This window comes from Mycobacterium sp., from assembly GCF_035653355.1.
Taxonomy (GTDB): domain Bacteria; phylum Actinomycetota; class Actinomycetes; order Mycobacteriales; family Mycobacteriaceae; genus Mycobacterium.
Window position 1 is genome coordinate 1 of record NZ_DASRBZ010000048.1, and the last position, 13,670, is coordinate 13,670.

The 13,670-nt window shown below is 65.3% G+C and carries 9 protein-coding genes and 1 pseudogene; 4 read left to right on the forward strand and 6 right to left on the reverse strand.

Annotated features, from left to right (window positions below; genetic code table 11):
- From VFA16_RS01445 to VFA16_RS01460, 4 genes and pseudogenes are all read left to right on the forward strand, one after another.
- A partial coding sequence (locus VFA16_RS01445; RefSeq protein WP_324966105.1) for a cytochrome P450 occupies window positions 1-692 on the forward strand: 692 nt, incomplete at its 5' end.
- A gap of 181 nt (window positions 693-873) precedes the next feature.
- Window positions 874-1,845: an enoyl-CoA hydratase/isomerase family protein gene (locus tag VFA16_RS01450; protein ID WP_324966106.1), complete on the forward strand. Its 972-nt coding sequence runs from the start codon at window positions 874-876 to the stop codon at window positions 1,843-1,845.
- Window positions 1,846-1,856: 11 nt separating this feature from the next.
- Window positions 1,857-4,243 (forward strand): annotated as a pseudogene (locus VFA16_RS01455) (CaiB/BaiF CoA transferase family protein).
- Window positions 4,240-5,004, forward strand: coding sequence for an SDR family NAD(P)-dependent oxidoreductase (locus VFA16_RS01460; RefSeq protein ID WP_324966107.1), 765 nt, complete (start codon window positions 4,240-4,242; stop codon window positions 5,002-5,004). The pseudogene VFA16_RS01455 and the gene VFA16_RS01460 overlap by 4 nt, the downstream one beginning before the upstream one ends.
- Here VFA16_RS01460 and VFA16_RS01465 read toward each other — a convergent pair.
- From VFA16_RS01465 to VFA16_RS01490, 6 genes are all read right to left on the reverse strand, one after another.
- The gene (locus VFA16_RS01465; protein WP_324966108.1) at window positions 4,964-6,130 is read right to left on the reverse strand and encodes a M24 family metallopeptidase; all 1,167 of its coding nucleotides are present in this window, start codon (window positions 6,128-6,130) and stop codon (window positions 4,964-4,966) included. The two genes, VFA16_RS01460 and VFA16_RS01465, sit on opposite strands and share 41 nt — an antisense overlap.
- A complete protein-coding gene (locus VFA16_RS01470; RefSeq protein WP_324966111.1) occupies window positions 6,120-7,283 on the reverse strand; it encodes a Xaa-Pro peptidase family protein in 1,164 nt (387 codons plus the stop codon). The genes VFA16_RS01465 and VFA16_RS01470 overlap by 11 nt, the downstream gene beginning before the upstream one ends.
- Window positions 7,284-8,562: 1,279 nt before the next feature.
- Window positions 8,563-9,438, reverse strand: a complete 876-nt coding sequence (locus VFA16_RS01475; protein WP_324966109.1) for a hypothetical protein — start codon at window positions 9,436-9,438, stop codon at window positions 8,563-8,565.
- 78 nt (window positions 9,439-9,516) lie between these two features.
- A complete protein-coding gene (locus VFA16_RS01480; RefSeq protein WP_324966110.1) occupies window positions 9,517-9,813 on the reverse strand; it encodes a hypothetical protein in 297 nt (98 codons plus the stop codon).
- Between the two features lie 48 nt (window positions 9,814-9,861).
- Window positions 9,862-12,615 carry a LuxR family transcriptional regulator gene (locus VFA16_RS01485; RefSeq protein ID WP_324966112.1) on the reverse strand — a complete coding sequence of 918 codons (2,754 nt, stop codon included), beginning with the start codon at window positions 12,613-12,615 and terminating at the stop codon, window positions 9,862-9,864.
- A gap of 616 nt (window positions 12,616-13,231) precedes the next feature.
- Complete coding sequence (locus tag VFA16_RS01490; protein ID WP_414687610.1) at window positions 13,232-13,438, reverse strand: hypothetical protein; 207 nt, start codon at window positions 13,436-13,438, stop codon at window positions 13,232-13,234.
- Window positions 13,439-13,670 lie beyond the last annotated feature (232 nt).

Below are 13,670 nucleotides of genomic sequence, written 5' to 3' on the forward strand. Positions count from 1 at the left end.
ACAGCGACGAGTACGCCACAGCCATCGCCGAAGTCCCGGCCATGATGGACGGGTTGTTGAAGTTCGCGGGCACCCGGCGCGTCGAGCCACGCGACGATCTGACCAGCTTCCTCGTCCAGTTCGAGTTCGACGGCAAGCGCCTCGACGACGCTCAGGTTCTCGACATTCTGTGGAATCTCATCGGCGGAGGCGTCGACACCACGACGTCGCTAACCGCGCTGAGCCTGCTGCACCTCGGCACCCACCCGGATCTGCGACAACAGCTCATCGAAAACCCCGGGCTCTTCCGCACCGCCACAGATGAGTTTCTGCGCTACTTCTCGGTCAATCAGCAACTGAGCCGGACGGTGACCCGCGACGTGGTGCTCGGGGGCCAACAGCTTCGCCGCAACGACCGGGTCATCATCAGCTGGCTGGCCGCCAACCACGACGAGCACGAGTTCGAACGCCCCGACGACATTGTTTTGGATCGTTCTCCCAACCGCCACGTCGCATTCGGGCTCGGGCCGCACCGATGCATCGGCTCCCATCTGGCGCGTGTCATGTTCGAAGTCATGGTCAAGGCGGTGCTCGACCGCATCCCCGACTATCAGGTCGACCTCAACGGCGTCTATGAATACCTCGGCAATCCGAGCATGACCGGGTTGGGCCGATTGCCGGTCACCTTCACTCGCGGGCGGACAGGCGGCTAGACCCGGCCGGCGCGGCACGAGAACCAGATTCTTTTAAGCGGAGAGTACAAACTGCCCGAACGGCGTCACACGCTGCCAAACTGGCGGAGTAGAAGATCTCCGACGTGCGCGCGTCGCGTCGTAGTGCCATGAGAACCGGCGCTTGCTCAAATAGATAACAAACACAGACGGGAGACCACGGATGCCTGAATACGACTATGTCCAAATGAAGAAAGACGCCGAGCCGTTCATCAAGTTCGAAAAAGACGTCAAAAACCGGATCGCGTACATCACCTTCGATCGTCCGGAAGCGCAGAACTCCACCACTTTGGGTATGCGGCAGAACTACGCGGACCTGATCCACAAATGCAACGTCGACGACGAGGTGAAGGTTGTCGTGATCCGCGGTGAGGGCGAGGATTTCGGCAGCGGGGGCGATCTTCCCGAGCAACGCGGCATGCTGGAAAACCCCGGTATGCCGCTGCTGCATGAGCTCGCGATCAACGATGACAATGTCAAATACCCGCCGGGCGGCTCATACCGTTATCTGTCCACGGTCACCGACTTCTACGCGAAGGCCCGTGCCGGCAACCGACCACTTCAGGAACTACGCAAAATCAGCATCATCGAGGCCAAGGGCTACTGCTACGGCTGGCACTTCTACCAGGCCGGCGACGCCGACCTCGTCGTCTCCTCAGACGATGCCCTCTTCGGCCACCCCGCCTTCCGCTACGTCGGATGGGGCCCACGGCTGTGGTGGTGGGCGGAGACCATGGGCTTGCGCAAGTTCTCCGAAATGCTGTTCACCGGGCGGCCTTTCACTGCCAAGGAGATGTACGAGTGCGGCTTCGTCAACAGCGTCGTTCCCCGCGAGAAGCTCGAGGAGGAGACGCTGAAGTACGCGATGGCGTGCTCGCGGTCCCGCCCCACCGACACGGTCGCCGTGCAGAAGACTTTCCTCGAGCTCTACAAGCAGCACAAGGGCGAGTACTTCGGCAGCCTGCTCACCGGGCTGGTCGAAGGGATGCTGCCGATGATCCAGAACGACCAGGACAACGAGGTCGACCTCACCGAAGGTACGTTCGGCAAGGGCCTGAACAACGTTGTGAAGGACAACGACCTGAACTTCCCGCCCGAGTGGCGGCTCAGTCGGTCGGGACGCGCCAAGCCCTGACCGCGGATCGCATGTCGGCACTGACCGGGATCAGAGTCGTCGAGCTGGCCGAATCGGTGGCCGGCGAATACTGCGGCAAGCTGCTCGCTGATTTTGGCGCCGACGTGATCAAGGTCGAGCGCCCGGGGTGTGGCAGCCCCACTCGGGGCATGGCGCCGCGGGTGGGGAACGGCGACGGGCGCGAATTCAGCGTGCTGTTCGCGTATTTGAACACCAATAAGCGTTCTGTGGAGCTCGCTGTCACCCCCGGTGCCGGTGTCGAGACTTTGCACGAACTCATCGCCACCGCGGATGCGGTGGTCGACGACCGCGGGCCGGCATGGGCGGGTCTGCCAGCGACTGAGACCCAGCGTCGGCACCCCGCCGTGGTGTTCTGCTCGATCACCCCCTACGGGCACGATGCGCCGCTGGAGGTGCAGAACGCCAAAAGCCTCAACGTGTTTCACAGCAGCGGGTGGGGTCACCACACCCCGAGTCACCCCGACCCGGCACAGCCTCCGCTGAAGGGTCCGGGTCGTTTCCTCGCCGATTATGAGGCGGGCCTCGACGCGGCGCTGTGCGTGGCGGCCGCGCTGTTTCGGCGCCTGCACGCCGGGCAGGGCGAGTTTGTCGACGTCTCAGCGCAGGCGGTGCTGGCGTCGCGGGCCGACTGCATCCTCGGCAGGTTCATCACCGGCGAGATCGCGCCGCAGAACACCCGCGACGATTACGACCAGCAAGGCCCGGCCTCGTTTTTCGCCTGCGCCGACGGGTTTGTGTACTTGTACATGGCCAGCCGTGCCCACTGGGCCGCGGTCAAGAAACTTATGGGCCACCCGCCCTGGCTGGACGATTTCGACGACGACTGGCTGGAGTTTTCGGTCACGGCGGAGAAGGTGGCGGCGTTTCAGCGTGGGTTTGGGGCATGGGTGCGCGGCTTACCGCGAGAGGCCACGGCCGAAGATGCCCAGAAGCTAGGGGTACCGCTGGTTCCGGTCAACGGTGCCGCGGATCTGCTGCGCTCGCCGCAGTACCGTCACCGCGGCTTCTTCCACAACGTGACGCACCCGGTGGTCGGCACGGCTGACTATCCCACCGTCGGATACCGATTCGGCGCCTCGCCGGCCCGGATCGCCTCTGCCGCACCGTTTCTCGGGCAGCATACTTCTGCTGTTCTCGATGACCTCGAGACGCCGCGTCAGCCGCCTTGCCTCAACTGGTCGCCGGTCCAACCGCCGACCAGGTCGCGCGGCGGCCCGCTGGACGGTATCCGGGTCGTCGAGCTCACCAAAGCCCGTACGCGGGCAAGCTGCTGGCGTTTCTCGGCGCCGAGGTGATCAAAGTCGAAACCGCCGCGAACCCGGAGGAAATGCGCGCCTACGGCGGCACCGACATCAACCACGCACCGTACTTCCTGAGCATCAACCCCGAGATCCTCAGTGTGGACATGGACCTCAAATCGCCTACGGCTCTCGGGCGTTTGCATGAACTGATCGCCCGCAGCGACATCGTCATCAACAACCTGCGACCCGAAGCGATGGAGCGGCTGGGCCTGGGTTACGACCAGCTCGTCACCGTCAAACCCGACATCATCTCGGTGTCGATCAAGATGTGGGGCAACGACGGCCCGTTGGGCTACCAGACCGGTTATGCACCGTGCTTCGCCGCGCTGGCGGGCCTCGCGTCGCTGGTCGGCTATCGTGGCGGCCCCCCGCTGGGTACGAGCATCCGGTACGGCGATTCGACGGTCGGCGCAGCCGCCGCATTCGCGGCCGTGGTCGCGCTGCTGCATCGCGATCTGACGGGGCAGGGCCAATTCGTCGACGTGTCAGCTGTGGAGGTGCTGTCGTCGATGATTGGCGACCGTCTGCTCGAATACAGCGTGATAGGACGGGAATTGGAGCCGGACGGCAACAGCCATCCGGACCTGGCGCCGCACGGCTGCTATCCATGCTCGGGTGAGGAGTGGATCAGCCTTGCCGTCGCCGACGACGCGGAATGGCGTCGGTTGTGCGATGTGCTCGACGCTCCCGGGCTCGCCGACGACGTCCGCTACCTCACGCTCCCCGATCGGCAGCGGCATGCGGATGCGTTGGACGCGGACCTTGCACAGCACACTGCGAGCCAGGGCGCCGAGCAGCTAGCGCAGCGGCTGCGGTCCGCGGGCGTCCCAGCGAGCAAGAGCGCGACGTCGATCGACGTGATCAGCGACCCGCTGCTGTGGGAGCGCGAGTTCTACCGGTTCGTCAGCGACCACCGCGAAGGCCAACGGCCCATCCTGGGAGCGCCGTGGCGGATGGCTCGCCGGTCGGCGCAGATCACCCGCGGCGCCCCGGATCTCGGCGAGCACAACGACTACGTGCTGAACGAAATCCTCTCGGCCCCAGCCAGGTCGAGCAGATCGGTGCCGCCGACATGAGCTCGGTGCTCGCCGGCACGGCTGCGTTGGTGACCGGCGCCAGCAGCGGTATCGGCACGGCCACCGCGCGGGCGCTGGCCGCCCACGGCGCGGCGGTGGCCCTGCTCGCGCGGCGGGCCGATCGCCTGCACGAGCTGAAAGCCGACATCGAAGCTGCGGGCGGGAAAGCGCTCGCGCTGCCCGCCGACGTCGCCGACGCCGACCAGGTCGCGACCGCGGTGAGCCGCGCAGTCACCGAGTTCGGACGGCTTGACACCGTGGTGAACAACGCGGGCCTGATGCGGATGGGCGCCGCTGCCGATGCGCCACTGCATGATTGGGACGACCTCGTCGCCGTCAACGTGCAAGGCGTCCTGTACGTCACCCGAGCGGCCCTCCCGCACCTCATCGACGCCGCCGGTAATTCCCCACGCGGCGTTGCCGATCTGGTGATGATCAGCTCGACGGCGGGGTGGGTGGCCCGGCCGGGAACCGCGGTCTACTCGCTCACGAAATTCGGGCTGAACGCGTTCAGCGAGGGCATCCGCCAGGAACTGATCGGCCACCGGGTACGCGTGGGCGTCATCGGTCCCGGCACCGTCGACACCGAGATCAGCGACCATCTGGCCCCGCAGGCGCGACAGGACTTCGACCGGCGGACCGCGAACATGCTGAAACTGCAACCGGACGACATCGCCGACGCGGTGCTCTACATGGTCACCCGCAATCGTCGGGTGGCGGTCAACCAGATGCTGGTGCGGGCGGCCGAACAGACCTGGTAGCCGACTCGGCCCACGATGGGCTCGCGGTCAGCACCGCCGGGCCGTCGTCGGTGATCTGCACTGCGTCGCGGGTGAGCACCGCCCCGACCCCCTCCTGCCAGACATAGCCGGTGAGCGACAGCACCATTCCGGCGTCGAGCCGTTCCTGCGCTGCGCTTCGCGGCAGCGCCGGTGTGACCACGGGTGGATCGAAACCCAGCCCCAGCCCGTACGCCACCGGCATCGGCGGCAGCGGCTCCTTGGCGGCGTCATACACAGCCAACAGGTCGGCCGTTGCGACACCAGGGCGGCAGGCCGAAATAAGCATGTCCCACAACATGTTTGAGCGCTGATACAGCTTGCGGATCGCGGTGTTGCCCGCGTCATCTACCGGCCAGGTCCGGGCCACCTCGCCGACATAGCCGTCCGCCAGAGCGCCAGCGGCAAAGACCACCAGATCGCCGGATTGCACGCGGCCGTTGCCGCCGCCGTGCTGCCACGGATGATCGCGGGACGTCACCCACGCGGCGTCCTGGGTGGCCGGTGTACTGACCCCGCCGGCAGCCATCGCTTCCAGCACCGCACCAGCCAATGTCTTAACCGGCATACCAGGCTGCAGCTCGGCTAACGCTGCGGCGACACCGTCTTCGGCGACGCGCAGGGCGGCGCTCATCGCCGTCAGCTCCTCGGGCGTCTTGATCCGCCGTGCGGCCTGCATCGTCGATTCCCCGTCGACGAGTTCGGCATTCGGAAACGCGATAGGCAGCAGCTTCGCGAAAGTGGGTGACAGCGCGTCAGTTCCGACCCGGCGTGCCGCCGATGCCCCTTCGATTTTTTGCAGCACCGCGATGAGCGTCATCGGATTCCACGCCAGTCCGTAAAGGTGGTCGTGGTCGATTTCCTCCGGGATGCCCTCGTCGGCGGTGCTGTTGAGGTAAATCTCCCCGGTCGCACGCACCACAACGCAAATAGGGCCGAAGGGTCGCGTGCCGGCGATCCACAGTTGCGGCGCGCCGGTGACATATCGCACGTTGGCCTGCCGGCCGAGGACGAGGATGTCGAGGTCATGGGCCGCCATCCGGCCCAGTGCCCGCTCTCGCCGCGCGTAGCGCAGCGCGCGGTTGTCGGCCTGAATGTCAGTTGCCATAGGGCGTATACGGATAGTCGGTCAACGGCAGCCAGCCGTCTTCGGTGATCACCACGATCTCCTCGCTTCGGTAACCGCCGGTGCCGTCCTCCCATACCACCGGTTCCAGCACCAGCACCATGCCTGGCGGAAAGACGAAGTTGTCGTCGAACTCCTCCCCCAAATCGGTTCCGATCATGGGTGTTTCGGCGGGATAGGTGCCGATGCCGTGGGCCAGGTAGAAATGCGGCAGCCACGGTTTTAGGCCGCCGTTGGCGGCGATCGCGGCCCGCGCGAGATCACCTGACGTCGCACCTGCTTTCGTCACACTGAGCACCGCATCGAGGATCGCTCGCCACTTGGAGAACTGCTCCTGCTGTCGGGCACCTGGCTGCTCACCGACCAGCCAGGTGCGACCGAAGTCGGAGCAGTACCCGGCGTAGGTGATGCTGATGTCGGTCCACAGCACATCGCCTTGCGCCAGTTCGCGTTCGGAGGTCAGCAGCGGCAGCGCGAGATCGCCGTGAGTGGTCCACACCCCGTCGGCGCGGCTGCTCGGCATCACCTGCCAGATCGCGTCCAGGATGTTCGCGGTGGCGCCCAGCTCGAACGACTTGCGCACGAATCGGGCCGACAGGTCGATTTGGCGCACCCCGGGCGCCAATGCCTGCTGCGTCTCGGCGGCGGCTTGCTCGGTGATCCGGGATGCCCGCCGGATACAGGCGATCTGGTCCGGGGTCTTGACGAGCATGGCGGCATCGACCACGGCTGCGGCGTCGGCCGGCAGACCGCCCGGGAACAGCCGGGCCGAGGCGCGCAGCATCGCGCAGGTCATCTCGTCGACCGCCACCGTGGCACCGGTAGGAACCACTTCGGCGAGCACCTTACCGAAAAGCTCGACGCCTTCGTCGAATTCGAGGTACAGCGGTCCATGAACATGGTCGGCCGGGAGGTGCGGCACGGCTCCCGCGCGGAACGGCATGAACAGATGCGGGTGCTCGTCGTCGGCGAGCATGATCGCCACCGGACGTTCCACGTGGGACAGGCCGGCGTCGAGCAGCGGCCAGCTGGCGCCCGTCGCGTACACCACGTTGTTGTTCATCAAGATAATTAGTGCGTCTACGCCGCGTTCGGCCATCGCCGAGCGCAGCCGGGCGCTCACCTCGCGGTGCATGCGGGCGTGGTCGGGTTCGTCCGGGATCTCGATGGTGACCGACAGCGGACGCGCTGAACTCACGGAAGACCCATGGATTGGTTGACGCTTCGGCACATGGTACGAGCGACGTTACGCGGGGCGACGGTCTGGACGACGGTGGTCAGCGATATCTCTGAATATCCGAAGCTACTTTCGTTGTCCAGATAATCCGACAACTACATCACCTTGTAGGTCTTCTTCCTTCTCGCCGCCTACAAACCCGGGGGCGGGTGGAGCGGTTGTGGATGCGGGACGGGCGGCGGTTCCGGCGGCTGGGCTTGCGCCGGCGGGGCTTGTGCCGGCGGGGCTTGTGCCGGCGGAGCCTGCGCGGGAGGGGCCTGCCCCGGAGGCGCTTGTGCGGGAGGGGCCTGTGCCGGAGGCGCTTGCGCTGGAGGAGCCTGACCCGGAGCACCCTGCGAGGGAGGCGCTTGCGCAGGAGGCTGCGCCGGCGGAACCTGTCCCGGAGCGTTCTGCGCCGGAGGAACATGATCCGGAGGACCTTGCGGGTCAATTGCCTGTTGCGGTGCGTTGTCGATTACTGGTGCTTGTTCTTCCGGCTGCCAAGGCACACCTGCGCCGGGATGGTCGATGTCCGGCGCGGTATTGGGGAGCGGCGCGGTGTTGGGAGGAACCGCACCAGGGCCATGCCGCACGGGAGCTTGCGGTGCAGGGGCGTGGGTGCTCGTGCTCGCCAACTGATACGTCAAACCACCCCCGACGATGACACCCACCACTGCGGCCGCGCCCACAATGACCGGCAGCCGGCTCCACCACGGCCGAGGCTCCTGAGCGATAACGGACTCTTCGTCAGACAAGTAGTCCATCCTCGCCCGGGCACGCGTAGCTTCTCGGTCGAAGTTCCCGCCACCCTGCGGCATCGGCTCTCTTGACCAAGCCCGTGACGCCGGGGCTAACCCGTGCAGCTGACGCGTGGCGTCCGGGCCAAAACCGTAGTTCTCTCGACCATGCGCCATCGGACATCCTTTCAGTCTCGTGAACGTGTGCCGACCGTATTGCGCGGGAATCGGGCGTGCATCAGGTGTTTCCCTAGCATCAGCCAGCGACGCGCGCTCTCAACGGCGACGGCTCCCACGCCGACCAAGCCACGAGCGATGTCACACAACGACATCCGCGAATTGCCGCGTGTAGTTCCCGGTTGATCCGACCCACTACAGACCTCCGACCGCGCCAAGAGTCAAGGATGTGACCAAGTCCTCGGCGGCGGGGCAACCCGCCGCCGAGGACGACAAGCTCACGCTCAGAAGAAAACGGAGGTGTTGGTGCTCGTTCCGTTATCACAGGTGATCGTGCCGGTCCGGTTGCGGAATTCCCGAACAGCCGGAACGGAGAGATCGAACGAGCCGTTGGCGGGCAAGCCGAAGCTGGCCGTATACCCCTCGGACGAGTACGTGCACTGGGACGTAACCCCACTACGGTCAGTGACGTGAAAAGTCACGCCTGTAAGGCCAGGATTCGCCGAGACAGTTGGGCCCTGAAGGGGTTTCGGCGGCGCGGCTGGCGGCTGCTGCTGCTGGGGAGGATGCTGCTGGGGAGGATGCTGCTGGGGCGGCTGCTGCGCGGCAACTGGCGGAGGCGAGCCCTTGTACGGGTAGAAGGTCGACCAATCACCACAGCGGGAGTTCCCCAGAACGTTCCTTCCACAAGGCTGGACCGCGACCTCGGGCTGATTTCTATTGACGATGAACGTCGCTATCCCGTTTTGGGGGGACCGCTCGAACTGCTTTCCGTCCGGGGTCCGGACGTTGATGTGGTCCCAGGGTGAGTCGACGCCGCTGACAGTTATCAGACGCGAGCCGTCAGGGCGCTCCACCCCGGTATCCACAGTTAAATCGCCCAGTGAAACGACGTCGGCACTTGCGGTGGGCGCGCCGCCGAGCAATGCCATGCCGAGCATGCCCATCGACGCCGACGCGACAAAGCCTCTGCGAAGCATGATGATCCCCTTCGCGGGGTTCCCGTGCAGGGCAGCTCCCATTGATAGTTGAACACCTTTTGCAGGGCCGCCGAGCGGATCGTCACGGGTCGTCATTGCGGAGCGGCGAAATCCGGTCGCGGTCGCCACGACTGCGGCACGCGCAACGCCTTCACGGGCACGGGCGTATAACACAGACATTGGAATTCCCTTCTAGTTGCTCGCGTTGTTGTGCCGACGGTATTCAGCAGTGGAGCGATGGCGCATCAGGCGTTTCCCTTAACTTCTAGATGGAATCGCGGCCGACACAGCGCTGCTGACCCGCTGCGCGGGGACGCCGGCCCGGCGGCAGGCCTCCGAAACGATGTGTGCTGAGCGAGCGGAGAAGACCGCGAACAGCACTTCGTCGGCGGGCACCGCAAGAGTCATCATCAGCCGCACCGCCGAGCCCTCGGCGCGCATCCTCGCCGCAGTTTCGCTGACCATGGCGGCGGTGTGGTCGAGACTTTCGGCGGTGAGCTCCGGGCGGTACCACTCGACGAGGTAGCAAAGCAGATCCGATTCGGAGATGCTCATCGTTTGACGGTAGGTCTTCCCGAGCATCACCCAAATCGGGTGTTTCCCTTATTTTTTGGGCCGGCTCATGTGGCGACCGAGCTCGGCGCGAGAGCGTATGTCGAGTTTGCGATAGATGCTGGCAAGATGCGCCTCAACGGTTTTCGGGCTGAGGAACAACGCTGCAGCCACGTCGCGGTTGGTCATGCCCGAACCGGCAAGCTCGGCGACGCGTTGTTCGGAGCGGGTGAGCACACCGACTTGGCGGGGGCCGATGTCGAGGCGTGCCAGCTCGGCGCGTGCCTGGTCGGCCCACAACGCGGTGCCCATCCGTTCAAACGCGGCCAGCGCATCGCGCAGAGTCGCCGCTGCCGCCTCCCGGTGGCGCTGCCGGCGCTGCAGTTTCCCAAGCAGCAGCTGGGTGCGTCCGCGCTCGAAAGGCATCGGCAGCCGGTCATGTTCTACCATGGCCTGCTGCGCAGCGAGGGCGGCTGCACCCAAGTCACCGTGGGCGGCGGCGAGCATGGCGCGGCAGCGCGTGCCGACGGCCAGCATCCAGGTGCGGTCAAGCCGGCGGCCGTAGCGTTCCAGCCGGTCGATCAGTGGCTCGGCCTCAGCAAAACGACGCAGCGCAATCATTGCCTCCAACGCGTCCGGAAGGAATGACGCAACGAAGATCTCCGTGCCTTGCGTGTCCAGCCCGGATAGCAGCGGCTCAAGCGTTGCTAGCGCCGCGTCGTAGTTGCCCAGCGACACCTCCAGGAAGCCGAGTATGGTGATGGGCCACGCGGTCAACAAGTTTGGGCCGCAACGCCGGAAGGTCACCAGTGCCTGGCGGGCGTCATGGCGGGCGGCGTGCTCGCGACCACAGTAAACGGCCACAGCGGCCCGCATTGTCAGAGCCACCGCGCGGGGAAGCTCCCCACCGAGTTGCTGCGCCCGTTCCATGGCGTCTTCGGCGATTAGGTCGGCGTCGGTGAAGTTGGCCCGCCAGATCGCGACCAGGACACGATGAAAATCGATGACCAGCAGCTCGTTTTCTTCACCCCGCTCGATGCAGCACTCGCGGATGTCCAACAGCTTGTCGCAGGCCCGCTCCAGCTGCCCGGTCCACGCGCACAACATCGCCTTATGCATTCTGGGGCGAAACAGAAGAGGCGTATCAGCTTGGCGGTCCTCCAACTTCAGTGCACGGCGCAGGCCCGTCTCATCGAGGCCGCCGTCGCGCAAGAAGCGCAGCATGACCCGCATCGAGATGGTCTGGCTCAGCAGATGCGGGTCCCCCAGCCGGGCGGCGATGGCGACAGCCTCCTCGATGTGACGCATGGCTGCTCGCTCGCGTCGATCCATGTTGAGTTGCGCGAATGACAACATCACCAGCAGCTGCAGACGCAGCGCCGGATCTTCTTCTCCCGCCGCTCTGAGAGCGCGCTCAAGCCAACGCGCGGAGTCGGCGAAACTCGCGTCGATCAGGTCGATGACCGCCAGCAGACACAATGCCTTAGCGCACAGCGGTCCAGAGGCGGGCCGCCGAATCGTCTGCTCCAGCAGTATCCGCGCTCGTTTGGCGTCTCCGGCGTTGAAATAGTTGGCGGCCAGCTGGATCCGACGCTCAACGGTGTCGCCGCCGAGTCGGACCGCCAGGTCGAGGAGTTCGGCTGCGGCTGTCGGGGCCCCTCGCATACGCGCTATCTCAGCGGCCTCGTCTAAGCAGCGCAGCGTCGACGGATCACCGCTTGCGGCGGCCAGTGCCAAGTGCCTGGCTCGTAGCTCTGGCTCCTCGAGCAGCTGCGCCAGTCGCCGATGCATGCGCCGGCGGCGTATAGGCGCAGCGCTGGTATAGATGCCCTGGGCCAGCAGCGGATGGGTGAAGCGAAGCCGGTGCCCGTCAATGGCCACAATCCCGGTGTCCTCGGCACAGGCGAGCAGATCGAGAATCCGCCCGCAGGGGGCGTTGATTGCGGCGGCCACGAGTTCCACCGTGGGCGCGGCCGCGCAGGCCGCGGCAAGCAACGCGTCATTGACCTCGTAGTCAAGGCTGGCAGTCCGGGCCCGGACCAATTCGGTGAGCGTATTCGGCAACGGCATCTCACCGATCGCGATGTCATCGTCGAGCGCGCGCGCCAACTCCAAGGCGTAGAACGGGTTTCCCCCTGAGGTCTCGTGGATGCGCACCAAAGTGGGCCGACAAAATGATCGCCCGAGACGCGCGGCGATCACCGTGCGCAAACCGCCAAGGCTCATCGGCGCCAACAGCATGCGCTGGACCGCCTCGGGCCGTGGGAGATTCAGCTGCGACGCCACATTCATGCTGTTGCTACCACTGCGAATCGTTCCGAGAAGTCTTGTCCGGCTTGGCAGTCGACGCGCGGCGAAGGCGAGAACTTGCATGCTGGCAGAATCAAGCCACTGCAGGTCATCCATCGCCACCAGCACCGGCGTATCGGCTGCCAGGCGCCTAATCACCGACAGGAAGCCTGCCGCCACCGCGCGCTGATCCGTTGCGCGGCCAGTCTGACCCACCTGCAGCAGCACCTCACCTATTGCAAGCCGCTGCGGCTCAGGCAGATCGGCCCACACCTCGGCCTCTACCTCACCCAGCATGTCGGCAAGTGAGGCATAAGCGAGCACCGACTCCCCAGCGGCCGGACGCGCCGACAGCACCCTGAAGCCGAGTTCGCGCGCCCGGTCCAATGAGGCCAGCCAGAGGGTGGTCTTGCCCATCCCCGGCTCGCCCTCAACCAGTAGGGCCGCGGCCTCGCTTGTGCTTGAGGCCAGAAACTCATCAACTACGCGGAACTCCGCGGCACGGCTCGCCAGTATGTGTTCTCTGAACGCAAGCTCTCCGGCAGATACAAGCGCCGTCGCCGTACGGCCGGGCGATGTTGCAGCCAGCGGAATGTCGAGACCCGTCGCGGGTGGTTCGGTCAATATGGTGCAGCCACTGTCCACAATCGACCGTCAATCCACCGCCAACCCGGCATCTAACATGGTCACGTATCCCCTTCAGCACGAAACGTCGTCACCAAAGCCTGAGCCGCCCCCAGAGCGGCGACTTGAGTAAGCGCGTACTCAATTTCGCTAATCGGGCTAACTGATCGTGGTCACGGGCGGCACGGTGATATCTCTGACGCACTGTGGGTGGCTCTTCGTCAGTTCGCGGACATAACCGGGCGTCGGCGGTATCTGATTTAGGCATGACCTTTCGGAATGACGCCGAATCGCCGATTCCCCCCGGCGATCATGACGCCGGATGTTTAACAGGCCATGTGGTTTCTGGGTGTCCTGGTCCGCGTCCGCGCTGGCGGGGACGCAACAGCGGGAAACTGGCGGTCCTGGAACACCGGGGCAGGCGCGGCTGGAGCTGAGACATCGGATGTCCCCTGAAGTTTGGTCGTGCTTTACGCTGCGGTTCAAGCGATCGGCTTCTCGGCACTGGTCAGGCTGGGTGTGTCATGTGCTGTTGTGCCGAAGTGAGCTTCGCCTCGGCGACTCGGTAGATACCTTCCAGGACGGGTTCCTCGACGCCGACGTACTCACACACCACTTCCGGGGCCACGCCGGCATCACGCAGTCGCAGCGCCAGTGAGTATGGCAGCGGCAGCCTGCGCAATGCCCGCTCGCGCATGGTGAGTTCATTTGTCACGCAAACATCGTGCGGCGGTAGGGGCCCGGCCGGGCGAGTACGCACGTACTCAAATGGCCGAGACACACTCCTCGTCGGTTAAGTCGATGTACGCGCCTGCGATGGCACAGGGAGGTTTCAGTTTACGGTGCTCATGATCGATCCTCCATTTATTGCTCAATGGTCACGCTGACTTCTATATGCGCGGCGTTGACTGGCGTCTGGGCAGTAAGGCGGTGAGCTCCTCGCGGTT

Excerpts from the sequence above, each read along its gene's own strand:
- VFA16_RS01450 (WP_324966106.1), top strand. The coding sequence starts at position 874 with ATGCCTGAATACGACTATGTCCAAATGAAGAAAGACGCCGAGCCGTTC.
- VFA16_RS01480 (WP_324966110.1), bottom strand. The coding sequence starts at position 9,813 with ATGAGCATCTCCGAATCGGATCTGCTTTGCTACCTCGTCGAGTGGTAC.
- VFA16_RS01465 (WP_324966108.1), bottom strand. The coding sequence starts at position 6,130 with ATGGCAACTGACATTCAGGCCGACAACCGCGCGCTGCGCTACGCGCGG.
- VFA16_RS01475 (WP_324966109.1), bottom strand. The coding sequence starts at position 9,438 with ATGTCTGTGTTATACGCCCGTGCCCGTGAAGGCGTTGCGCGTGCCGCA.
- VFA16_RS01470 (WP_324966111.1), bottom strand. The coding sequence starts at position 7,283 with ATGCACCGCGAGGTGAGCGCCCGGCTGCGCTCGGCGATGGCCGAACGC.
- VFA16_RS01460 (WP_324966107.1), top strand. The coding sequence starts at position 4,240 with ATGAGCTCGGTGCTCGCCGGCACGGCTGCGTTGGTGACCGGCGCCAGC.